We start from the raw sequence: 23721 nt of genomic DNA on the forward strand, positions 1-23721 counted from the left end.
GTCCACTCGAGCGCGGTTCGTTACCCTGCTGGTCGAGCCCTCGACGGTCGCAGCCTGCGGGGGTGAGCCGCGATGACGCAGATTCTGATCGTCGACAACTACGACTCCTTCGCGTACAACCTCGTCCAGTACGTCGGTGGGGCGATCGACGCTCCCTACGACGGCGAGGTACTCGTTCGGCGTAACGACGCCATCGACGTCGACGGCATCCGTCGACTCGACCCCGACGCGATCGTCGTCTCGCCTGGCCCCGGTACCCCCGCCGAGGCTGGCGTTTCGATTCCGATCTTTCGCGACCTCGAGTACCCGACCCTCGGCGTCTGTCTGGGTCACCAGGCGCTCTGTGCGGCCGCCGGTGCGCCCGTCGGCTACGCACCACGAGTCGTTCACGGCAAGCCCTCGACGGTCACTCACGACGGAACCGGCATCTTCGAGGGGCTCCCGGACCCGTTCGAGGCTGGCCGCTACCACTCGCTGGCGGTCGACCGGGAGGACCTGCCGGCAGAACTGCTCGAGACGGCCAGTACCGTCCTCACCGCCAGTAGCGAGCCAGGCGACACAGCCGAACCCGAGGCCACCAACGAAGTGGGCCAAGAAATCGTGATGGCCGTCCGCCACCGCGAGCGACCCCACGTCGGCGTGCAGTTTCACCCCGAGAGCATCCTCACCGGCACAGGAATGCACCTGATCGAGAACTTCGTCGACGCGGCCGCGACCGACGCCGTCGCCCGGTCGTAACTCGTTCTATCGGGGCCGTCGATCCGTCGCCGCGGATCACCGTCCCGGTCGTGGTTCCGACCGCCAGCAGGGACGACAGACGGCCGGCTCGAGCATCGAGTGCGGACGATAATGCTGTTTGACATTTACCCAAAATATGCGTTAAACGGTGCTGATGTTTTCGGACCTCATTCGATTTACTGCTGGTTATTAGTTACGTTTCCCGGACAGACCCGGAATTGTTACCTACTCCGAGTTCAAAGCCGCGACTATGAGCCAGAACCGACCCACCGACCGACGAACGCCCACCGACAGACGCGACCCGGAGTTCTACCTCCCCGGAACGCCGACGTCGTCGGCCACGCTCGAGCGCCTCGAGCGGCTTTTCACGTCGCTGTTTCGCAACCGTGGCCGGATTCGAGGCGACCGGAAGCGCGACCGGACCGAGAAGTAACCCGACTCGCCCGCCGTTTTTTCGCCGAGTGCCCGGACAGGCACCGCTCGAGTACCCTGATAGCCCACCCAGAACGCCGAGGGTTACCGTTCGTTTGCCGCGTCGTCGTTGAAAACCTTTGTACGTCCCACCCATACGACTGACGTATGGACTACAGGTACACCGGTGATGCGTGCAAGCGGCTCTTCGAGGCCTACGAGGCCGACGCCGAGCCGTTTCCCACGGCGTCATCGATGAACTTCCCACGATGGGACCACCGGCGGGCCGAGCTCGGCTTGCTGAGACGACTGCTGTTTCCAAGGTGCTGGAACGCCGACGAGTTGCTCGAGGAACGCTCGAGAGTCCGTGAGACGCTGTCGGAACTCGGCTCGATCTACTGTCGTGGCATCCGCCCGTACACGGGCAGTGATCCCTCGGCGACGGTCGATGGGGTGCTCGACCGGCTTCCCGACCTCCGCGAGACGCTAAAACGTGACGTGGAGGCGGCGTACAAGGGTGATCCTGCGGCGAAGTCCTACGTCGAGGTTATCCGTTCGTATCCGGGCTTCCAGGCGATCATGATGCAGCGGGTCGCACACGTACTGTACGAGGCTGACACGCCGGAGTACGCCAGAGAACTCACCGAGTACGCCAAGACGGTGACGGGAATCGACATTCACCCAGGAGCGGAGATCGGCGACCACTTTTTTATCGATCACGGCACCGGCGTCGTCATCGGGGAGACGGCGACGATCGGCGACTGGGTTCGTCTCTATCAGGACGTCACCCTCGGAGCGCTTCACTTCGAGGCGGAAGAAGACGAGGAGAAGACGCTGAAGAAAGGGTACAAACGCCACCCGGACATTGGGGATACCGTCGTGATCGGTGCGGGGACGAAAGTGCTCGGGCCGATCACCGTCGGCGATCACGTGAGTATCGGCGCGAACTCCTGGGTGACCGAAGACATCCCACCGAAAACGAGCGTCTACGTCTCCGAACACCCGACACAGGAACGAAAGCGCAGCGAGTGAGTCGCGTCGACGTAGCCGGCTCACTGTCGACGCGTCCTCGAGTCACCGATGCTGGGTCAGCGTCTTCGATCGCCACGATTCGAGGTCGGGCACCTGGTTGAACGCGTAGACGTGGATGCCCCGGAGGTCGTAGTGGGGGTCGGCGGCGTACGGCGCGAGTTCTTCGATGAGTTCGTCGGGGACGTACGTCCCGCGTGAACCGACGAGTTCGCGGACGAAGCCGAGGATACCGCTGGTCTTTTTGAGAAAGCGAACCGAGTCGCCGACGCCGACTTTCTTCGAGATGGTCAACAGTCGCTGGTACTTCATCACGCCGGGAATGCCGACTTCGACCGGCAGATCGACCCCGCGGTCACGGATCTCGTCGATCCACGTAACGATGGCCTCGGGGTCGTAACACAGCTGCGTGACGATGTAGGTCGCGTACGGCTCTTTTTCTGCCATCGCCTCGGCGAGCGTCTCGTCGTCGAGGAAGGCGTGCCCCTCAGGATAACCGGTGATCCCGACTTCGTCGAACTCGTACTCGAGCGCTTCGAGCGTCGAGAGCAGGTCGGACGCCGACGTAAACTCGCCGGCGGGCTCTTCGCGGTCGCCGCCGGGGACGAAGATGTCGGTGACGCCAGCGTCGACGAGTCGCTCCGCGACCGCCTCGAGGTGCGCTGTATCGCGGACGTAGCGAGCGGCGATGTGCGGGACGACCTCGAAGCCGCGGTCGCTCGCCCGCTCGGTCCAGTCGACGGTCGCCTCGAGGCCGAGCGTCGGCGAGGTGGTGATCGCGACCTCTGCACCCTCGGGGAGGTGGTCCAGTTGCTCGTCCATGCTCTCGAACGGCATCAGCTCGAAGCGTGGCTCCTCGAGCAGCGTAACGACGCCTGCTGCGGTCGTGGTCGACTGTATTTCGGATGACATGGTATCTGTGACTGTGGGACCTCGGGACGCATCGGTTCGCGTGCTAATTTAGCTCACGGACTCGAACCCCTCGTAGGTATCGGTTCTCGAGGCGTGTGAACCGTCGCGTGATCGACTCGGGCCGAGGCGGTGGTCTGTCAGTCAGGCCTCACTGAGAGCGAACGACGTCGCTCGCGAGCGCCCAGCGCGGTCCCGTCGCGGTTCAGTCCGAGGCCTCTTTTCCGGCGTTGAGTTTGGCTTGTTCGCGGGCGCTCGGGTTGACCGACGGCTTGAACGGCACCTCAGAGACCTTGGCGTACACCGGCTCGCCAGGCTCTTCTGCGTACTCCTCTGGCAGGTGGACCTGGAATTCGGTCTCGATGTCGCCGTCGTAGACCTCCATCGGGTTGCCGTCGAGTTTTTCGGCCGGCACGAACCCGAGTGCGAGGTTCGTCTCGAGTTCGGGGTTGTGCCACGGCGAGGTGACGTAGCCACACTCCTCGCCGGTGTCGGGGTCGGAGATGAGCCAGAAGTCCGGTGCGTAGTCACGGACCGGCTCGCCGGCCATCTTGAGTCCGACCATCTTGTGGACGAACGGGTACTCGCCCTCGTCGATCTGGGCTTTCTGGCGCTCGAGTGCTTCTTTCCCGATGTAGTCGGCGTCTTTGTCGTCGGGCACCTGGTAGGCGAGGTTGACCTGGAACGGCGAGGTTTCGTGGTCCATATCCTGCCCCCACGAGAGGATGCCGGCGGCGATGCGTCGGTGGTGGGCCGGGGCGACCTGCATGCCGCCGTGGGCACGGACGGACTCGATGGCGGGGTCCCAAACGCGCTCGGCGTTCTTCGAGGCATCTTTGACGTAGATCTCGAAGCCTTTTTCGCCCGAGAAGCCGGTCTGGCTCACTAACACCGCCACGCCATCGATCTCTGCTTCCATCAGACCGTAGTAGGGGATCTCGTCGACTTCTTCGCCGACGAGGTCGACCATCACGTCGACGGATTTGGGCCCCTGGATCTGGACCGGGGCGACGTCGATCTCGTCGATCTCGACGTCGAAGTCCATCCCGACGTTGACGCCCTGAAGCCACTGCATGAGCGTCGAATCCGAGATCGAGAACCAGAACTCGTCCTCGCCCGGCCGCAACAGGACGGGATCGTTGAGGATGCCGCCATCCTCGTTACAGAGGATGACGTACTTGCCGTGCATCGGTTCGATCTCGGTTGCATCACGGGTGATGACGTAGTTCGTCAGCGCCTCAGCGTCCGGGCCTTTGACGCGGATCTGTCGCTCGACGGCGACGTCCCACAGGGTGACGTGATTGACGAGTGCGTCGTACTCCTCCATCATCCCGCCCTCCTCGGGCTCTAACATCCCGCGTGGGTGGTAGACTCGGTTGTACACCGTTGCTCGCCAGGCACCGTTCTCGACGAACGACTTGTGGAAAAACGGTGATTTTCGCACTCGAGTCGAGACGAGCATCTCGATTCCGGGATCGCCGGACTGCCGCAGGTTTCGCGGCAGTACCCGGTCGGACTGGTCGACGCTCGGATAGTTCGGGTGGTCCTGACTCTCCGTCTGTGGCGGTTCGTTGCCAGACATTGACACCACCATGTCTTGCAGGGCACATAAAAGTGGGAGTCGACACCGATCGGCACGGTTGCGTATTCGACCGAATACGGTCGAAAGAGGCCTTCTGAGTCGTTATTCTTGATTCGAGAACCTGGCCGGACGCCGGCTAACTCGAGCGAGCTACAACTGATGGATACGTTATGTGTTGTGGAATTCGGACCGGTCGCTGTCGAAATCGGTCGACTTCACCTCTAAGGCAGAGCGTTGATAACTCACCACACAGTTAGCTCCACGGTAGTCCGGGACCCACCGCGAAAGCGACGGCGTCCCGGCTGATAGACGGTGACTCGAATGAGATTCAACTCATGGACCACTTCGACTTCGACAGGCGGTGAGGTATCGTGACTCACGTTATCGACGGGAACGCGGTAGCAGACCGGATTACCGACGGACTCGAGGCGTGTGTCGAGACGCTCGAGGCGGAGCAGGTAACGCCTGGACTGGCCACGGTGTTGATGAGCGACGATCCCGCGAGCGAGACGTACATTTCGATGAAACAGCAGGGGTGTGCGGACCTCGGTATCGAGAGCATCCACCGAGAGCTGGACCCGTCCGCGTCCGCCGACGACCTGTTCGAGATCGTCGCGGCGCTGAACGACGACCCCGACGTCCACGGGATTCTGGTTCAGATGCCCGTTCCCGACCACGTCGATAGCACGAGGGTCCTCAGGACCATCGATCCGCTCAAGGACGTCGACGGCTTCCACCCCGAGAACGTCGGTCGCCTCGTCGCGGGCGACCCGCGGTACAAACCCTGTACGCCCCACGGTATCCAGAAACTGCTCGAGGCGGCGGACGTCGATACCGAGGGCACGGACGCGGTGATCGTCGGCCGGTCAGACATCGTCGGCAAACCGATGGCGAACCTGCTAATCCAGAAGGCTCCCGGCGGCAACGCGACGGTAACGGTCTGTCACTCCCGTACCGAGGACCTCGCCGCGAAGACCCGCGAGGCGGACATCGTGATCGCCGCGGCTGGCGTCCCCGAACTCGTCGACGGCTCGATGATCGGTGACGGCGCCGTCGTGATCGACGTCGGCGTCAACCGCGTCGAGGTCGACACCGAGAAGGGCTACGAACTCGTCGGCGACGTCGAGTTCGAGAGCGCGATGGAGAACGCACGCACAATCACGCCCGTCCCTGGCGGCGTCGGCCCGATGACGATCGCGATGTTGCTGTACAACACGGTCAAAGCCACAGCCATCCAGGAGGACGTCTCCGTCGACCTTCCGTGAAACAGATGTTGCCAAATCGTCTCAGCCAGCATACTGGTTCTGTTTCGCCGTGTGCTGTGCCCGCGTCGTCCCCGATCGCTCGAGCCCGACTCCTGGGGGTGTCGCCGTGAGCGACGACCTTCCCATCACGTTCGACGACGTCGAAGCGGCACGTCGTCGGCTCGACGACCCAACCGTCGTCAAACGGACGCCGGTCGAACGGAGCACGTCGCTCGAGTCGATGACCGATGCCACGGAGGTCATCCTCAAACTCGAGCACCTCCAGTGGACGGGCTCGTTCAAGACTCGCGGTGCGTACAACAAGATCAAACGCTGTCTCGCCGAAGGCGACAGAGAGCGGGTCGTCGCGGCCAGTGCGGGCAACCACGCCCAGGGTGTCGCCCTTGCCGCGACGACGCTCGGGGTCGAGTCGACCATCGTCATGCCCAGGACGGCCCCACAGACGAAGATCGACGCTACTCGTGGCTACGGCGCGACGGTCGAACTCGTCGGCCAAAACTTCCAGGAGGCCACCGAGTACGCCCGCGACCTCGCCAGCGACTCGGACGCCGAGTTCGTCCACGCGTTCGACGATCCGGCGATCGTCGCGGGCCAGGGGACACTCGGCCTCGAGATGTACGAGCAGTATCCGGACGTCGATACCGTCGTCGTGCCGATCGGCGGCGGCGGCCTGATCAGCGGCATCGCGACCGCGTTTGCGGAACAAAATCCCGAAACGCGGATCGTCGGCGTCCAGGCGACCGGTGCAGCGACCGTCCACGACAGTCTCGAAAAGGGGAGTCCCCGAACGCTCGAGTCGGTCGATACGATCGCCGACGGGATCGCGACTGGCGGCATATCGGAGCTAACGCTATCGATGATCGAACACCACGTCGACGACGTGGTGACAGTGACGGACGCCGAAATCGCCGACGCGATCCTCCTGTTGATGGAGCGGGCAAAGCAAGTCGTCGAGGGTGCCGGTGCAGCGTCCGTCGCGGCGTTGTTGAGCGACGACCTCGACGTTACCGACGAGTCGGTCGTGGCGCTGTTGTGTGGGGGCAACCTCGATATGACAATGCTCATGGAGGTCGTAATTCATGCACTGACCAGGCGCAAACAACTGCTCAAGTTGCGTGTCCACATCGACGACCAACCGGGCAAGATGGCCCACATCTCCGGACTCATCGCCGACTGCGGGGCCAACATCCAGACCGTCCGCCACGACCGCGCACTCGAGGAGTTAGACGTCGGCGAGGCGTATCTGATCTTTCAGGTCGAGACGAGCGGCGTGGATCACGCAGTGGAGATCCTCGATTCGATCACCGCCGGCGGATACGAGGTCGAACTCGTGAACTAATCGCGACGTTTCGCCCGAGGGCGTCGACTCGAGGGACACGTCGGGGGTTCGATCCACGCGGTTTCGAGACCGCTACCCGGAACTCCGACGACAGTTCGTGATTGATAACGGCTCTCGCGCAATCTTTAGGTTACGACGGTTCTGACCGTCGTCTGGATGGAACCCGAACCAAAACCTGAAGAAACGCCGACAGACGAGTTCGTCAACTACATGCCTGCGATGCCGAGCTTCTCCGGAGACCAGGGCGTTCTCGGTCGACTCGTCGACGTGCTGTTTGGCCGACGGGCATAACGCCGGTTGCTCACGGTGGCGTTTCGACCGCTCGAGTGATCCGGGCTGTACCTTTTTAGGCGTTTGCGGTGACGTACACGCATGCGCCCGTTCCATGGTCGGACACGACACTGCAAGCGCTGCAAGTGCGAACTCGAGGGCGGCGAGGAGGGCTGTCCGCAGTGTGGGTTCAATCCCCGACAGACGGGGTTACGCGTCTCGATGGGGTTATTGTTGGTCGTCGTGGTTTCGATGACGGTACTCACCTTCCCGGCAGCGTTCTGGACGGGCCTGGAACCGTTTCTCTTGGGGCTCGCAGTCGTCTCGTTCGGACTCGCCGTCTTGCTATTTCTCTTCTCGTTTCTCGCCACCCCGTATCGGCTCAGCACTGTCTTTGCCTGGTTTTAACTGCGGTGTATTGGGATGGCCCGCCACGTCTACTCGATACTATAGTAACAACTGCAACGAGTTGCACACCGATCGCCGACCGTCTGGCGATCAGGTGCACAATGGCTTATCTTCTCGAGCGGGCCTGGGCCGCAGTGGCTACTATACCAGCCTCCTCGAGCGCATGACTCTCGAGAATGTTCAGATATATTACCAAAACTATATACGGAATTGCAGGTTATCGGGCTAATGAGGTTGGTAGTGCATGTCACTCGAGACATGTTCGCACGGTTCGGTCCCGTAGACGCCGGACCGGGCGGGTGGAGATGGCAACGAAAGGATCGATCAGGGCGACCGTCGTGTGACGACTTGCCGCCCCGAAACACGACCGGCGATACGGCGTCGAGCGACACCATCAGCACGCACACACGGAGGGTAACTCATGACAGACGAAGGTAAACGCGGTATACAAGGTGAACTGTTCCACGCGGAGACGGATCGAGAACCGGGAGACAACAACTGGCAAGGATACGGATTCGACATCAATCCACCCGTCTTTCTCATTGCAGGTGGGCTGATTATTCTGTTTATTATCCTCTCGCTTGCGTTTCCGGACCAGGCGGGAGCGATCTACCAGGATACACGGATCGCGATATCCGACTACTTCGACTGGCTGTTCATCCTGGCAGCGAACATCTTCATCATCTTCATGGTCTATCTCGCCATTAGCAAGTACGGCGCGATCCGGCTCGGTGGCGTCGACGGCGAGAAGGAGTTCAGCGACATTTCGTGGATCGCGATGCTGTTCAGTGCGGGGATGGGGATCGGCCTGATGTTCTTCGGCGTCGCCGAGCCAGTCTATCACCTCTTCGATCCGCATCTGGGTGCCGAAGCGGGCACCGACGCTGCAGCGGAGGTCGGAATGGCGGTATCGCTGTTCCACTGGGGCTTCCATCCGTGGGCGATATACGCGCTGGTCGCGCTCGGACTCGCGTTTTTCTCGTATAACCGGGGGCTCCCGCTTACGTTTCGGTCGGTCTTCTACCCGGTGCTTGGCGAACGGATCTACGGCTGGCCGGGACACGTCATCGACATCTTCACCGTGTTCGCGACGCTGTTCGGCCTCGTGACCTCGCTCGGCCTCGGCGCGTTACAGATCAATGCCGGGTTGACGTTCGTGGGTGACGAAGTGGCCGCGTTCCCCGCCGTCCCCGACTCGGTCTGGGTCGCCGTCGGGATCGTCACGGTCGTCACGGGCCTGGCCATCATCTCGGTCTACCTCGGCCTCGATAAGGGGATCAGACGTCTCAGCAACCTGAACCTGACGCTGATGCTCGTGCTTCTGGCATCGGTGTTCATCCTCGGGCCAACGCTGTTTATCCTCGGTGCGCTTCCACAGGGGATCGGCGCGTACATCGGGAGTTTCTTCGAGCTGTCGTTCTTCGGCAACTCGTTCGACAACCACTACTTCCAGGGCTCGGAGTTCTACGGTCCGGGTGGCGACGGTGAAGGCGGATTCCTCGTCGACTGGACGGTGTTCTACTGGGCCTGGTGGATCTCCTGGTCGCCGTTCGTCGGGATGTTCATCGCACGCATCTCGAAAGGGCGTACCATCCGCGAGTTCGTCGGTGGCGTCCTGTTGATCCCCGTCGTGTTCTCGTTCGCCTGGTTCGCGGCGATGGGCGGCACCGCGCTCAACTTCGAGTTGAACGAAGCAACCGCCGGTGCGATCAGCGGGCCGACGTTCGAGACCGGCGAGGAACTCGCGATGTTCGCGATGTTCGATCTGATGCCCGGCACCGTGGTCCTGTCAGTGCTCGCGATCATCCTCGTTACGACGTTCTTCGTGACGTCTTCGGACTCTGGCTCGCTCGTCCTCGAGCACCTGAGCACCGGCGGGAAACACGAAACGCCGGCGACCGGTCGGGTCTTCTGGGCGGCCTCCGAAGGGCTCGTCGCGTCCACGCTGTTGATCGCCGGCGGTGACGCGGCAGTCGACGCACTTCAGGCGGCAGCAATCGCCAGCGGCCTCCCGTTCGCGGTGATCCTGCTGTTTATGATCTACGCCGTGATGCAGGGGCTCAAAAAGGAGTACCGGATCCTCCAGTCGAACGAGTTCGAGGAGCTGATCGACGACCTCGAGGACCAGGGTGAGATCGTCGTCACGACCGAGACTGGCGACCTGGTGACCGAAGTCAAGACCAGAGATGACAGGGTGATCAACGTCGGTAGCGACTGATCCGGCCCGTCGTGAATCGCTACCGGTGGTCGCTCGACTGGGCCAGCGACTACCGGTAACACGGGACCGCAATCCGTCTGCTCCGCTCTGTGGTATCGATTCACCGGCCCGACCGCAGGACGGCTCGCTGCCGGGCCGAAACCGACGTACAGGAGTCCGGCCGACGACCACGGACGATTCTCACGGTGGCGGCTCTCGATCCCCCGTTTCGCTCGGAGACGGCCGAACGACGACCTCGAGCGAAGCGAGGACGGTCACCCGACGATCAGCACGTTTTCGATCCCGTCTCGGTTCTGGAAGAAGAAACTCGCCTCGTCGCTACCCAGTATGTGCCCAAACGGTAGTTCGTCCAAGCCGATTTTATCGCGGATCGCCACTGCTAGGGTGCGCGAACGACTGTAACCGGCTTCGGACACATCCGCACGACTTTCTCGGCGTTCGATCCGAGGTATTTCTCGATCGTCCCGCGGCCCCGTTCGGCGACGATCACGCTGTCGACGTCTTCGTCCGTGGCGTAATCGACGATCTCCTGTGCAATATTCCCCGTCTTGACTACGCCGACACCCTCGAGGCCGCGTTCTTCGGCCTGGTCGACGACGTTCCTGACGACTCCCTCTCCGAACTCCCGATACTCGTCCATCTCGCTTTCGCTTACACCGACCGTGAGGATGTACGCCGCTTTCGTTTCGACGACGTATATCACGTGCACCGTGGCCCCGAACACGTCCGCGAGATCGAGACCGTGCTCGACTGCACGCGCTGCCTTGTCACTTCCATCAGTCGCGATCAGTATGTTGTCTTGCATGACCGTTGCCCTAGCGGACTATTCGAAAGACGGTAGCATATATCTTGGGACCTTCTATCACACACTGTCGGATGGAGCCGCCATCGAGCGCCAGGCGACTCGTGTGAATCGGTGTCTGCCCCACTGAGTCGCGATCGATCGTCGAGTTCGCCGACATCGAGGTACCGGATCGCCTCTGGCGGTCCGCGATATCGGGCTCCCGGCCCGGTCGCCGGGGTTCGCGGTCGGGCCGGAACTGACGTCCAGTACTCCGTCTCAATCGACGTTGATCTCACGAGCGTAAATGGCGAACGCGACGAACGTGAGCAAGGTCCCGGCAAAGAAGTAATTTCCCGCGACGATGGCCATGAGACTCAGACCGGCCAGCGCCACCGCGAGGATCGTAGCGACGGTTGCGACGAGTTGGGACATGTTTCACACCACGTCGACGACGGAAGTTATACGTAACGTCAGGCAGCGGACTCGTTCCACTCGGCGGCCAACCCGACGACGCCGAGGACGACCGCGACGGCTCCGATACCTGCGGTGAGTGTCTCCTCACCGACCAACCCGCTGACGAGGACGGCGAGTCCGCCGAGCAGCAAGAAGGCCCGAAGGACCGTCCGAGCGTTCCAGTGCATGGTCAGAGACGCCCAGCATCGTACGTGACTGCCGTGCTCGTCGCGAGTTGCCTGTCAGGATCACCTGGCCGTCCTCGAGTTGCTGGCCGACCACTCATCCCTCGATGACGACCGTCGCCGTGTCCTCGGCCATCCGAATAACGTTCGATGCGGTGCTTCCGACGTGTCTGTCGATCGCATCGTGGCCCTGTTTGCCCACCAGGATGGCGTCGATGTCGTTGCGTTCGGCGTAGTCGACGATCTCCTCTGCCGGACGACCAGTCTTGAGCACACCCGTGGCCTCGAGACCGCGATCCCCCGCCCGTTCGACGATGTCCGTGACGATCTCTTCACCGTACTCCCTGTAGGCTTCTAGCTCGTCGTCGGAGAGCCCTACGGTCAAAATGTAGGTGGCTTTCGTTTCGACGACGTACAGTGCGTGTACCTTTGCGTCCATTGCCTCGGCGATTTGGAGGCCATACTCGACGCATGGCTCGGCCTCGTCGCTTCCGTCGGTTGCGATCAAAACGTTGTCGTACATCTGTGTTCGTCCTCGTCTTCGCCGGAGTATCGACGCGATAGCATATAGTCCTTGCTTCTGTTACCATATCGCATGGCTCCCCGCCGGTGATCGCCGATCCGGGTGGGACGGGACCGGGCGGCGGTACTACTTTGCTGTCCCGGCCCGACTAGTCGTGCGTGGTGGCAGATCACTCGGACTCTTCGGAGCCTGCGATCGATCGGTTGTTCTCCCACAGCGAGACGGTTCGTCTCGTCAACTGGCGAGCGCTTTCCGGGGCGAAGTCGGCGGTCATCCTGTGTGGGTTCGTCGCCGTGCTCTCGTTCGTCACCGGACTATCGAATCTCGCTCAGCCGACGGTCGCCGACGACGGTCCTCTCGCGGCGGTTCTGCCTGGCGGACCGAACGTCGTTCCATTTACCGGCGTCCTGTTGGCGTTCGTCCTCGGGGCACTCGTGTTCGGACTTGGGCGCCGAAAGCGCCTCGCCTGGTATCTCACGGTACTCACGCTCCCACTCACCTCGCTGTTGCCCTTGACGGCGTTCCAGACGACGGACGTTCCGCTTTTGCTCTTGGTTCTTCTCACCCTCCCGCTGTTGCTCGTCAACCGGGACGCGTTCGATCGGCGGCTCGAACTCTCCTCGCTCCAGATCGCCTCACTGTCCTCGATCGTGGGTGTCGTGTTGTACGGCACGATCGGTACCTACGCTATTCGTGATCAGTTCACCGGTATCGACACCTGGGGCGATTCAGTCTACTACGTCGTCGTGACGATCGCGACAGTTGGTTACGGGGACATCACGCCGCTGACGACCGGGGCGAAGTGGTTCTCGCTGTCGATCATCCTCTTCGGAACCGGCGCGTTCACGGTTGCTATCGGGGCCTTGATCGTGCCGGCGATCGAGAAACGAATGGCCACCGTATTCGGAAACATGACCCCATCAGAACTCACCTTACTCGAGGACCACGTGCTGGTCCTCGGGTACAGCGACATGACGGACTCCCTGCTCGAGGAACTCGATGACGAAACCGACCTCGTGATCGTCACACCCGACGCCGACGCCGCAGCCACGCTAACCGAGCGAGAGGTCAACGTTCTCACCGACGATCCAACACACGAAGCGACGCTTCGCGACGCCAAGATCGGCGACGCTGCAGGCGTGGTCGTCGCGACACACGACGACGCCAACGACGTCCTTGCCGTCCTCGCGGCCCGGAAGTTGAATCCCGACATCCGCATCGTCGCCGCAGCGACCGACGGACAGCACGTCGACAAACTCGAGGCGGTCGGCGCGGACGAAGTCATCAGCCCGGTCGAGATGGCCGGCCGGCTCCTCGGTCGGTCGATCCTCGAGAAGCCGTCCACCGAGTCGCTGTTCGGGACGACTGACGACGACGCGTCGTGAGAGCGCCCCGTCCGTGTGGCGGAGCCGACCAGGACAGGGGCCAGTGGGTCACAGTCGATGGACCACATCGTATCAGTAACATATTCCTTCGTGGACTGGCGAGCAGTCGTCCGGTTCGTGAACTCGCAGTGTGACTCTCTCCCTGTCGTGACTGGGTACATGGCCGGACGTCGCGTACGGGAGTCGTCCGTACCCGTCCCGACGCTCGGGGGAATTGATTTACGCCGGGGAGAAAACGTTCGGATATGGGCATTCAGGGAGTCAGTGCCGGTGAACACGCCCTCCGAAAGCTCGTGGTCCCGCTCTGTCTCCTGTCGGGGATCGTCGTCGTTTCGGGCTTTTTCTTCCCCGAAATCGTCGGCGAAACCATCTCTGGCCGGGCGTGGCTCGTTACGTCTCTCGTCTTTTTCGCCTCCGGACTGAGCTACCTCGCGGTCTTACCTACCGACGTCGACGAGACGGCACACACCTTCGACCCGGAGTATCTGCTGCGTGTCCGTCGGCTCGAGCTGGCGGACACTGCCAAGGGGTTTTTGACCCGTCAGGATCCGATCACCTTCGGCGTCACGGTCGTCGCGTTCACGCTCTTTTTCGTTGGGCAGCTGTTGATTCCGTCGGAGACGATCGCTGCCATCGATGCCGCTCAGGCTACAGTGACCACGTACGGCGGGTTGGTGTTCGCCGGCGTCATGATGCTCGCCGTCTTATTCTGTCTGTTCTTGCTGGCTGGGCCGTGGGGGTCGGTGAAACTCGGTGGCCCGGATGCCGAACCGTCGTATACGTATCCCGTCTACTTCACCATGTTTTTTACAGCCGGCATCGCCGCCGGAATCGTCTTCTGGGGACCGGCGGAGGCGCTGTTTCATTACGAGACGCCGCCGACGTACTTCGACGTCGATCCGGGGTCGGAGGGTGCTGGCGAGGCGGCGCTCACCTACGCACTGTTCCACTGGGGGTTCACCACCTGGAGCGCCTACATCGCTCTCGGCGTTCCGATCGCGTACTACGTCTACCAGCGCGGTGCGCCGTTGCGGGTTTCGGCAATCTTGACCCCGTTTCTGGGCAGCGAGAACCTCGACTCGGCGTGGTGTCGGCTCGTCGACGTCCTCGCCGTCTTCGCAACGATCGGCGGAATCGCCACCTCCATCGCACTCGTCAGCGAACAGTTTCTCGTCGGGGTCGACTTCCAGTGGGACATGACCTTCGACACGCTCGGGTCGGTCCTGTTCGTCGGCGGCCTGACGTTCATCTTCGTCGTCTCGGCCCAGAGCGGCGTTCACCGTGGGATCAGACGGATCGCGGCCGTCAACGTCGTCCTCTTCGGGCTGTTCGCAGCGCTGTTTCTCGCCGTCGCTCCGCGAACCGTCGTCCTCGAGAGCAGCTCGAGTGCGGTCGGTAGCTACGCCGCGAACGTCGTTCCGATGAGCCTTCATCTGGGCGATGGGCTGGTCGCCGACGAGTGGGTCGCCGAGTGGACGATCTGGAACTGGGCGTGGTGGCTCTCGTGGGCGCCGTTCGCTGGCCTCTTTCTGGCGGCGCTCTCTCGTGGTCGGCGAATCAGAACGGTCGTCCTGACGGGGTTCGTCGCGACGTCGCTGGCGACGATGGTCTGGTTTCTCCTGTTGGGTTCCACTGCCGTACACCTCCAGCAGACGAGTGCCGTAGCCGTTCTCGCGGCGGTCGACGCCTACGGCGGCTCCGAGGCCGTCGCCGGCTTTCCGGTGTTCGAGACGTTCGCGATCGGCCAGCTCCTCATCTTCGTCTTCCTGGCGCTGATCGTCGTCTTCATGACGACTTCTGCTGACACCTCTACGCTCGTCGTGGCGGTGCTGGCGACGAAACGTGACTTCGCTCCGACGACCGGCGCGATTATCTTCTGGGGAGGATTTCAGGGGCTCGTCGCCGTCTCCGTGCTCGTCACCGACAGCGCGGAAGTCCTGCAGGCGATGGCCGTCTTGACCGGCGGTCCGTTCGCGCTGGTGGTCTGTCTCGCACTGGTCGGCCTCGTCGGAACGCTTCTCACACACGACGCCGATCGCTCCTCGTCCGCCGAGCCCTCGGGAGAGGGTTCGGAGAAGGACCACGAGAGTACCGACCGGTGATCGTGTGGTGGTGTGCGTGTGGTGGGCTCGCTTTCACAACCACAACGTATCCGTTCTCTAACATCAGTTGCGTTCGTCGTCGGCGGCGGTACGTATATGATCGTCCCGGACGACGTCCCGACGGGATGAAACGCCTCGTTAACACCGACGACGCACCCGCAGCAGTTGGCGCGTACAGCCAGGCGGCGACGAACGGAACCCTCCTGTTTACCGCCGGACAGCTTCCGTTGACAGTCGACGGCGAACTGCTCGAGGACGAATCAGTCGCCGTCCAGACCCGCCAGTGTCTCGAGAACGTCGCGGCGATCCTCGCGGCCGAGGAACTGACCCTCGAGGACGTGCTGAAGGTAACGATCTACCTCGACGATATCGACGACTTCGAGGCCATGAACGAGACCTACGCCGAGTTCTTCGACGACGAACCGCCCGCCAGAAGTGCCATCGAAGTCGGCGCCGTCCCGAAAGGGGCCGCCCTCGAGATCGAGGCCATCGCAACGCTCGAGTGAGCCGGCGACGACTCTCGTCTGAATCGACAGCTCGGAGAGCCGATTCGCCCGAAACACGGCGAAAAGATGCACACAGGGTCGACCGAGACGGGGGTCAGTCGTCGGCCGGGGCGTCGTCCGCCGGTTCGATACCGACCTCGATCTCGGCGGCCGCCGCCTTGTACTCGGGGATCTTCGCGCGCTCGTCGAGTACGTCGTTCGTGAGTTTGTTCGCCGAGGAGGCCGCGAAGTGCGGTGTCGTCCACACCGAGCCTTCCGTGATGTCCTCGGTGACCTGTGCCTCGACGGTGATCTCACCGCGACGGGACTTGAGGACGATCTCCTGGCCGTCCTCGATGCCGTAGCGCTCGGCGTCGTTCGGGTGGACGTCGACGAAGTTCTCCGGCGTCTGGCGGTTCAGCGTCGGCGACCGACGGCTCATCGTCCCGGTGTTGTAGTGTTCTTCGAGCCGAGCGGTCGTCAGGATCAGTGGGTACTCGTCGTCGGGCGTCTCTTTGGGCGGCTGGTGGGTGACGCCGATGATCCGTCCGAGGCCGTTCTCCGTGTCGAACTCGTCTTCGTAGAGGAAGGGATCGCCCTCGTCGCCGGGCTCGTAGCAGGGCCAGTGGAGCCCTTCCTCGCCGAGTAGCTCGTAGGTCATCCCGTGGTAGATCGGACAGACCTCCCGGAGTTCCTCGAAGACCGCTTCGGGGCCATCGAAGTCGAATCCCGAATCGAACAGTCGCGTTCCGATCTCGGTGAGGATCTCGAGGTCGTGTTTCGTGTTCTCGTGAACCTTCTCGACGCCGCGCATCAACTGGACGCGCCGGTCGGTGTTCGTGACGGTGCCGCCGCGTTCGGCCCAGGTCGTCGCCGGGAGGATCACGTCGGCGTACTGGCTCGTCTCGGTCGGGAAGATGTCCTGGACGACGACGAACTCGAGTTCCTGAATCCGCTCGGCGACGCGGTTCGCGTCGGGTTCGCTCATCACGGGGTTTTCGCCCATCACGTACAGCCCTTTCACCGAGTCGCCGAACTCGTGGGAGAGTTCGACGTTAGTGAGGCCGGGTTCGTCGGGGACCTCGAAGCCCCAGACCTCCTCGACGGACTCGCGGGCCTCGTCGTCGTCGACGAGCTGGTAGCCCGGCAGGACGTTCGGCATCGCACCGACGTCACAGGTCCCCTGAACGTTGTTCTGGCCGCGCAGCGGGTTGACCCCGGTACCGGCTCGCCCGACGTTGCCGGTGAGCAACGCGAGGTTGATCTCGTTCTGGACGTTGTCGACGCCGCAGGCGTGTTGGCTCATCCCCATCCCGGTGAAGATGGCCGCGTTGTCCGCTTCGGCGTACTTCTCGGCGGCCAGCTCGATCTCCTCGAGCGAGAGGCCACACTCCTCCGCTGCGGCTTCCTTGTCGAAGTCCTCGAGTGTCTCTTTTAAGTGTTCGAACCCTTCGGTTCGCGCCTCGATGAACTCCTCGTCGATCCAGCCCGCCTCGGGATCTTCCTCGTGGTTCTCGAGGATCGTCTTGATGACGACGTTTAGCAGCGGGATGTCGGTCCCCGGCTTCAACTGGAGGTGCTGGTGGCGGTCGGTGTCGTCGATGTCGAACGACCGCGTCGTCTTGTTCGCGTGGGGGTCGACCTGGATGACGGTCGCCCCGTCTAACACTGCCTGGCGGAAGTACTGGCTGTTCGCGATCGGGTGTTGCTCGCCCGGATTGGCCCCCTGGATCCAGAAGAGGTCGGCCTCCTCGCGAAGGTCGGCCATGCTGTTGGTCATCGCGCCCGCGCCGAGGCTCGTCCGCAGCGCCCAGACGGTCGAGGCGTGACACATCCGCGTACAGTTGTCGACGTTGTTCGTGCCCAGCCGACGGGCGAGTTTCTGGAGGAGGTAGTTCTCCTCGTTCATCGCCTTCGAACAGCCATAAAAGCCCAGTGCGTCGGCGCTGTACTCGTCGCGAATGCGCTCGAGTTCGTCGACGATCAGCTCGTAGGCCTCCTCCCAGGAGGCCTCGCGAAACTCGCCGTCGTCTTTGATCAGCGGGTCGGTGAGCCGATCCTCGTGGTCGACGACCTCCGTCGCCGCACCGCCTTTGATGCAGATCCGGCCCTCGTTGACGGGCGCGTCACCCCACGGCATGAACTGTACGTCCCCCGGTTCGTCGCCCTGTTTGACCTGAATTCCACAGCCGACACCACAGTACGGACAGATGGTCTTGACTGGTTCGGACTCCGGATCATCGGTCGACATCGAGATCACCTGTGTGAGCGAGCGTCATTATCTAGTGTATCGTCTCTCTCGACGGCCATCAAAGTTTCTTCGACGCCGTCTCATGGCACCCTGAGAGGGAAACGTTCACACTCGCGGCCCCGATACGTGGTGGACATGGAACTCACCGCCGACGCCATCGACTCCCTCGCTGGCGACTACGAGACCACCCACCCGTTTGCGACGGTCGAAGACGAACACTTCGAGATGCTGCCGCCGACCCTCGCGGCCGGCGACTATGGCTGGCGCGACCTCGAGTGGGTCGTTCAGTGGTACTACCGGCGCACGCTGGGGGCGATTCCGAACGCCGAACGCCGCGAGCGGGAGGCCGCATTCGCGGAAAACGAGTACGAAGCCGTTCACGCAGCAATCGACGACGCCCTCGCCGCCGACGGAACGACGGACAAACTCGAGTCACTGACGGCGCTGTCGGGTGTCGACGTGCCCGTCGCGAGCGCGTTCGTGCAGTTTCTCTCGCCCGAGCACTTCCTGGCTGTCGGCAAGCGCGAGTGGTGCGTGCTGGCCGACCGCGGGGTACTCTCGCGACCGTATCCGGACGAACCAGGTGCCGACGACTACGCGGCGTATCTCGAGTGCTGTCGAACCGTCGCCGATCGGTGTTCCTGTGACCTTCGGACGCTGTACCGTGCGCTCTGGATGCTCGGTTACGAACAGCCGGACGCGTAGTCCAGCGTGGCAGCTGATGAGCCGACTCGAAGGGTCCGTCAGCTGATCGGACGAGACGGGGCGGTCAGGTACTCAGAAGAGCCCGGAGATGCTCCCGTCGGAGCGCAGTTCCATGTTCGCGGCCGCCGGTTCCGAGGGGAGGCCGGGGAGCGTCAGCACGTCGGCCGTGAGCACCACCAGGAAGCCCGCGCCCGCCGAGGGGTAGATCTCGTTGATCTCGAGCGTCCAGTCTTCGGGGACGCCCTTCTGGCTCGCGTCGTCGCTCAGCGAGTGGAACGTCTTCGAGATGCAGATCGGGACGTCGTCGAAACCGAGGTCGGTGAGCCGTTCGATGTCGGCTCTGGCGTCGCTGTGGAACTCGACGCCGTCGGCGCCGTAGATCTCGGTCGCGACCGTCTCGATCTTCTCGTCGATCGGGGCCTCGAGGTCGTAGAGCGGCTCGAACGACGACTCGGACTCGGCGGCGTCGATCAGCTTCTCGGCGAGGTCGATCCCGCCCTCGCCCCCGTCGGCGAACACCGTCGACTCGGCCGCGGGGACGCCGAGGTCCTCCTCGCAGTGGTCGATGACGGCCTCGATCTCGGCGTCGGTGTCCTGTGGGAAGCGGTTGACGGCGACGACGACCGGGACGCCGAACTGCTCGAGGTTGCGGACGTGTTTGTCGAGATTCTCGAGGCCGTCGTAGACGGCGTCGACGTCTTCGTCCTCGAGGGCGTCGACGTCCGGCGGCCACATGTCCTGGCCGTGGTATTTGAGCGCCCGGACGGAGGCGACGATCGTCACCGCATCTGGTTCGACGTCGCCGAATCGGGAGACGATGTTCATGAACTTCTCGGCACCCAGATCGGAGCCGAAGCCGGCCTCGGTGACGAGGTACTCGGAGAGGTGGGCGGCGACCTCGTCGGCGATCAGCGAGTTGGTCCCGTGGGCGATGTTCGCGAACGGGCCGCCGTGGACGAACGCCGGCGTTCCCTCGATCGTCTGGACGACGTTCGGCTTCAGCGCGTCTTTCAGGAGAATCGCGGCGGCGTCGGTCGCGCCGATGTCGTCCGCGGTGATCGGCTCGCCGTCCTCGTTGTAGGCGACGATGATCCGGCCGATGCGTTCTTTGAGGTCGTCGATGCCGTCGGCGAGACAGAGAACGGCCATCAGCTCGGAGGCCGCAGTGAGGATGAAGCCGTCCTCACGGGGAACGCCCGTCACCTCGCCGCCGAGCCCGACGACGGTCTCACGGAGGACGCGATCGTTCATGTCGATCGCCCGCGGCCAGTTGATCCAGTTGACCGCGATGTCCAGCTCGTTGCCCTGCTTGATGTGGTTGTCGAGCATCGTCGCGATCAGGTTGTGCGCCGACGTGAGCGCGTGCAGGTCGCCCGTAAAGTGGAGGTTGATGTCCTCCATCGGCAGTACCTGCGAGTAGCCGCCGCCTGCGGCCCCGCCTTTGACGCCGAACACCGGCCCGAGCGACGGCTCACGAACGGCGACGAGTGCTTCTTTCCCGACCTGGTTGAGCGCCTGACCAAGGCCGACCGTCGTCACCGTTTTCCCTTCGCCCAGCGGCGTCGGCGTCATCCCGGTGACGAGGATGGTCTTCCCGTCCGCGTCTCGTTCCTCGCGAACGCGTTCGATCGCCTCGAGTTCGACTTTGGCTTTCGTCTCGCCGACCAGCTTGAGATCGGCTTCGGTGAGGCCGAAGGGTTCGACGACGTCGACGATGTGATTCGTCTCGACGGACTGTGCGATCTCGTAGTCTGAGGGGATCGACTGGTCGTCTGCGGGTGGCATACGGGTACGTTTTCGAGAGTCGGTGATAAGTGTTGACGCACCTATAGCTCACCGGATACGACGAGTTTCCGGGCCAACTCGAGTCGACGCGTACCGTGTGGACCAGGATCGGCTTCGACGACACCGCGCTCGACTCACAGTTCCTCTCAGAAAGCTGAGTGGCTGTGGAACGGGCGCATTCGACGCGAGTTTTATTGATCGACGTGTGATCTGTTCGCGCATGGACTACTGCGAGGCGATCAACCGGCTCGAACGGCTCCACCGGAGCCGAACGGAGTTCGGGACCGAACCGACCGAGGCCATGCTCGAGCCCGTCGGAAATCCCCACGAGGACGTCGCTGCCGTCCAGATCGCTGGCTCGAACGGAAAGGGGAGTACGGCCAGATTGCTCGAGCGAATCCTCCGGGAGACGGGCCTGACCGTCGGCTGTTACACCTCTCCCGACCTCAACGACCGACGCGAACGGATACAGGTGCAGGGGCGCAAGATTCCTAAACGCGAGGTCGTGCGGTTCGTCGAGACTATCTGGCCGTTCGTCGTCGACCGCTCCGTCGAGGGGAACGCGCCGACGTTCTTCGAGGTCTTCACGGTCATGGCGCTGTGGCACTTCGCGCGCGAGGACGTCGACGTCGCCGTCCTCGAGGTGGGAATCGGCGGCCGGTACGACGCCACGAGCGCGGTCGATCCCGTGGCCGCGGCGGTCACTTCCGTCAGTCTCGAGCACACCGACGTACTTGGCTCGACCGTCGAAGAGATTGCCCGTGACAAGGCCCAGGTCGCCCCCGACGACGCGCCGCTTGTTACCGGCGCAACGGGCGATGCACTCGAGGCAATCCGCACGGAGACGGACGTGATAACCGTCGCCGCTGCTGAGCACCTGGGTTCGGAGGCCCTCGACACCGACGGTGAGGGGCTGTCCGGCCCCGCTGTCGGTGACCGACCGATCGGCCACCGTGACGGGACGCCGAACCCGGACGCAAAAGCGGACGTTCTGGTTCGTGAAAACGGGATGGTCTCGACGGCCTCCTCGTCGCTCTCGCTCGTCGGCCCCGACTGGGAGGTCCAGTGTCGGACGCCACTGCTCGGTGCCCACCAGGGGATAAACGCCGGCATCGCGACCGCGCTCGCCCGACAGGTCGCCGCTCCGTCGGAGCGCGAGATCGCGACCGGCATCCGGAACGTCCGCTGGCCGGGCCGCTTCGAGGTGATGGACGATGCGCCGCTGTCGGTTCTCGACGGAGCACACAATCCCGAAGCGTGTGCGTCGGTCGCCGACCTGCTCGAGCGCTTCGAGTACGACGACCTCCACCTCGTCTTCGGTGCGATGTTCGACAAAGACCACGTGGAGATGTGCCGCGCGTTGCCCGAACCCGATCGGGTCGTACTCGCCGAAGCGAGCGTCGACCGGGCCCAGCCGACGGACGTGCTCGCGGCCACGTTCGAACGCGAGACAGACGCGGCGGTCGTCGAGTACGAGTCGGTCCTGGTTGCGCTCGATCGAACGCTTCGGACGGCTGACCCCGACGACTGCGTGCTCGTCACCGGCTCGCTCGCGGTCGTCGCCGAGGCCCGTGATCGGTGGACGCGAACAGTGCGTTCGTCGCCGACCCGAACGTCGGCCGAGGCTCGGGCGGTCTTGCGTCGGGCGGACGTCCCCGAGTCGGCCCACCGCGACCACGCCGAGCGGCTGCCACACCGGACGCTACGGTTTCGGGTCCGCCACGACGAGGCGGCCGAACTGCGCTCGCTGATGGCGTCGATCGGCGGCACCTGTGCCGTCTCCGGTATCGAGGCGACCGACCAGCACGTCGAGGTCGTCCTAAGCGGAACTGTCGCCCAGTTTACGGACCTTACCGCCCGCTTGCGCGGGCGATCGGTCGGCGGCCGGTGGCTCGCCCAGCAACTCACCCGCGCGCTCGGAATCAGCACCAACGACCCCCCCAGAGCGTACCCCTGGAACGACGCTACGGCGGTGATGGGCGTCCTGAACGTCACGCCGGACTCGTTTCACGACGGCGGCGAGTACGACGCCCTCGAGGATGCGATAGCGCGTGCTCGAGCGATGGCCGCCGCCGGCGCGGACGTGATCGACGTCGGCGGCGAGTCGACGCGCCCCGGTGCCCAGCCGATCACTGCCGAGACCGAACGTGAGCGCGTCCTGCCGGTCGTCGACCGACTCGCAGACTTCGACGTGGCCGTCTCGATCGATACGCGCAAGCCGTCGGTCGCCGAGGCGGCGCTCGAGGCCGGGGCGGACGTGGTCAACGACGTGACTGGACTCGCCGACGAGGCGATGTGTCGGATCGTCGCCGACCACGACGTCCCCGCGGTCCTCATGCACAGTCTGTCGGCACCGGTCGACCCCGACCGCGGCTACGACTACGACGACGTGGTCGACGACGTCCTCGAGCAACTCACCGAGCGCGTCATCCTCGCCGAACGGGCGGGGATCGACCGCTCGCAACTCGTGGTCGATCCCGGCCTCGGCTTCGGGAAGACGGCCGCCGAGAGCTTCGCGTTGCTCGACCGACTCGAGGAGTTTCGGGCGCTCGGGACACCGCTCATGATCGGCCACTCCCACAAATCGATGCTCGAGGGCGTCGCTCGAGACGGCGACCGACTCCCACCGACGGTCGCGGCGACGGCGCTGGCTGCAGAACGTGGCGTCGACGTCGTCCGGGTCCACGACGTAGCGCCGAACGCGGCGGCCGTCGCGACCGCCGACCGTCTCGCCACCTCGCGCCGCCAGGGCCGGTGAGCAGCACATGCGAGTGCCGGCTGGGATGTCGAACCGAGACATGCCATCTGTGTGATAGCTTGTGGACTGGGGGACGGTTCGGTCGAATTCCGGTCTCGAGCGGTCGAACTTCATCCGGCCGATCTCGAGTGCTCGC

At 63.5% G+C, this 23721-nt stretch carries 21 protein-coding genes; 13 read left to right on the plus strand and 8 right to left on the minus strand.

Annotated elements, in window-relative coordinates:
* The first annotated feature begins 72 nt into the window (after window positions 1–72).
* The 3 genes from AArc1_RS03525 (at window position 73) to epsC (ending at window position 2181) form a co-directional block, all read left to right on the plus strand.
* Complete coding sequence (locus tag AArc1_RS03525) at window positions 73–738, plus strand: anthranilate synthase component II (RefSeq protein WP_117362965.1); 666 nt, start codon at window positions 73–75, stop codon at window positions 736–738.
* A 250-nt stretch (window positions 739–988) separates the two neighbouring features.
* Complete coding sequence (locus tag AArc1_RS03530; RefSeq protein ID WP_117362966.1) at window positions 989–1171, plus strand: hypothetical protein; 183 nt, start codon at window positions 989–991, stop codon at window positions 1169–1171.
* A gap of 146 nt (window positions 1172–1317) precedes the next feature.
* A complete protein-coding gene (epsC, locus tag AArc1_RS03535) occupies window positions 1318–2181 on the plus strand; it encodes a serine O-acetyltransferase EpsC (RefSeq protein WP_117362967.1) in 864 nt (287 codons plus the stop codon).
* 42 nt (window positions 2182–2223) lie between these two features.
* On the opposite strand, the gene AArc1_RS03540 is transcribed toward epsC, so the two are convergent.
* A complete protein-coding gene (locus AArc1_RS03540) occupies window positions 2224–3090 on the minus strand; it encodes a methylenetetrahydrofolate reductase (protein WP_117362968.1) in 867 nt (288 codons plus the stop codon).
* Window positions 3091–3292: 202 nt separating this feature from the next.
* Window positions 3293–4669 (minus strand): aminomethyltransferase family protein, encoded by a 1377-nt coding sequence (locus AArc1_RS03545; RefSeq protein ID WP_117365767.1) that lies wholly within the window; start codon window positions 4667–4669, stop codon window positions 3293–3295.
* Window positions 4670–5040: 371 nt separating this feature from the next.
* Here AArc1_RS03545 and AArc1_RS03550 point away from each other — a divergent pair, with 371 nt between their 5' ends.
* From AArc1_RS03550 to AArc1_RS03565, 5 genes are all read left to right on the plus strand, one after another.
* Window positions 5041–5934, plus strand: coding sequence for a bifunctional methylenetetrahydrofolate dehydrogenase/methenyltetrahydrofolate cyclohydrolase (locus AArc1_RS03550; RefSeq protein ID WP_117362970.1), 894 nt, complete (start codon window positions 5041–5043; stop codon window positions 5932–5934).
* Between the two features lie 106 nt (window positions 5935–6040).
* On the plus strand, window positions 6041–7273 hold the full coding sequence (gene ilvA / locus AArc1_RS03555) for a threonine ammonia-lyase (protein WP_117362971.1): 1233 nt from the start codon (window positions 6041–6043) through the stop codon (window positions 7271–7273).
* A gap of 156 nt (window positions 7274–7429) precedes the next feature.
* Complete coding sequence (locus AArc1_RS19460) at window positions 7430–7564, plus strand: hypothetical protein (protein ID WP_267130088.1); 135 nt, start codon at window positions 7430–7432, stop codon at window positions 7562–7564.
* 81 nt (window positions 7565–7645) lie between these two features.
* Window positions 7646–7951 carry a hypothetical protein gene (locus tag AArc1_RS03560; RefSeq protein ID WP_117362973.1) on the plus strand — a complete coding sequence of 102 codons (306 nt, stop codon included), beginning with the start codon at window positions 7646–7648 and terminating at the stop codon, window positions 7949–7951.
* Window positions 7952–8372: 421 nt separating this feature from the next.
* Window positions 8373–10169 (plus strand): BCCT family transporter, encoded by a 1797-nt coding sequence (locus AArc1_RS03565; protein ID WP_117362975.1) that lies wholly within the window; start codon window positions 8373–8375, stop codon window positions 10167–10169.
* A gap of 379 nt (window positions 10170–10548) precedes the next feature.
* Here the strand turns inward: AArc1_RS03565 and AArc1_RS03570 are convergent, their stop codons facing one another.
* From AArc1_RS03570 to AArc1_RS03575, 4 genes are all read right to left on the minus strand, one after another.
* The gene (locus AArc1_RS03570) at window positions 10549–10974 is read right to left on the minus strand and encodes a universal stress protein (RefSeq protein ID WP_117362977.1); all 426 of its coding nucleotides are present in this window, start codon (window positions 10972–10974) and stop codon (window positions 10549–10551) included.
* A 255-nt stretch (window positions 10975–11229) separates the two neighbouring features.
* Window positions 11230–11385: a hypothetical protein gene (locus AArc1_RS18910; RefSeq protein WP_186336643.1), complete on the minus strand. Its 156-nt coding sequence runs from the start codon at window positions 11383–11385 to the stop codon at window positions 11230–11232.
* A gap of 38 nt (window positions 11386–11423) precedes the next feature.
* The gene (locus AArc1_RS18630) at window positions 11424–11594 is read right to left on the minus strand and encodes a hypothetical protein (protein ID WP_154670588.1); all 171 of its coding nucleotides are present in this window, start codon (window positions 11592–11594) and stop codon (window positions 11424–11426) included.
* 94 nt (window positions 11595–11688) lie between these two features.
* Window positions 11689–12114 (minus strand): universal stress protein, encoded by a 426-nt coding sequence (locus tag AArc1_RS03575; RefSeq protein WP_117362979.1) that lies wholly within the window; start codon window positions 12112–12114, stop codon window positions 11689–11691.
* 158 nt (window positions 12115–12272) lie between these two features.
* Here AArc1_RS03575 and AArc1_RS03580 point away from each other — a divergent pair, with 158 nt between their 5' ends.
* The 3 genes from AArc1_RS03580 to AArc1_RS03590 all read left to right on the plus strand — a co-directional run bounded on the left by AArc1_RS03580 (window position 12273) and on the right by AArc1_RS03590 (window position 16107).
* Window positions 12273–13499, plus strand: coding sequence for a potassium channel family protein (locus AArc1_RS03580; protein ID WP_117362981.1), 1227 nt, complete (start codon window positions 12273–12275; stop codon window positions 13497–13499).
* 245 nt (window positions 13500–13744) lie between these two features.
* Entirely contained in the window at window positions 13745–15601 is a 1857-nt protein-coding gene (locus AArc1_RS03585) for a BCCT family transporter (protein ID WP_117362983.1), read from the plus strand.
* 125 nt (window positions 15602–15726) lie between these two features.
* Window positions 15727–16107: a Rid family detoxifying hydrolase gene (locus AArc1_RS03590; RefSeq protein ID WP_117362984.1), complete on the plus strand. Its 381-nt coding sequence runs from the start codon at window positions 15727–15729 to the stop codon at window positions 16105–16107.
* 94 nt (window positions 16108–16201) lie between these two features.
* Here the strand turns inward: AArc1_RS03590 and fdhF are convergent, their stop codons facing one another.
* The gene (gene fdhF / locus AArc1_RS03595; RefSeq protein ID WP_117365768.1) at window positions 16202–18337 is read right to left on the minus strand and encodes a formate dehydrogenase subunit alpha; all 2136 of its coding nucleotides are present in this window, start codon (window positions 18335–18337) and stop codon (window positions 16202–16204) included.
* A 135-nt stretch (window positions 18338–18472) separates the two neighbouring features.
* Here fdhF and AArc1_RS03600 point away from each other — a divergent pair, with 135 nt between their 5' ends.
* Window positions 18473–19042: a hypothetical protein gene (locus tag AArc1_RS03600; RefSeq protein WP_117362985.1), complete on the plus strand. Its 570-nt coding sequence runs from the start codon at window positions 18473–18475 to the stop codon at window positions 19040–19042.
* Window positions 19043–19114: 72 nt separating this feature from the next.
* Here the strand turns inward: AArc1_RS03600 and AArc1_RS03605 are convergent, their stop codons facing one another.
* Window positions 19115–20827 carry a formate--tetrahydrofolate ligase gene (locus AArc1_RS03605; RefSeq protein ID WP_117362986.1) on the minus strand — a complete coding sequence of 571 codons (1713 nt, stop codon included), beginning with the start codon at window positions 20825–20827 and terminating at the stop codon, window positions 19115–19117.
* A gap of 220 nt (window positions 20828–21047) precedes the next feature.
* On the opposite strand from AArc1_RS03605, the gene folP reads away from it, so the two are divergent.
* Complete coding sequence (folP, locus tag AArc1_RS03610) at window positions 21048–23585, plus strand: dihydropteroate synthase (protein WP_117362987.1); 2538 nt, start codon at window positions 21048–21050, stop codon at window positions 23583–23585.
* The last annotated feature ends 136 nt before the right edge of the window (window positions 23586–23721 follow it).

Source organism: Natrarchaeobaculum sulfurireducens, from assembly GCF_003430825.1.
In the GTDB taxonomy this organism is placed as follows: Archaea; Halobacteriota; Halobacteria; order Halobacteriales; family Natrialbaceae; genus Natrarchaeobaculum; species Natrarchaeobaculum sulfurireducens.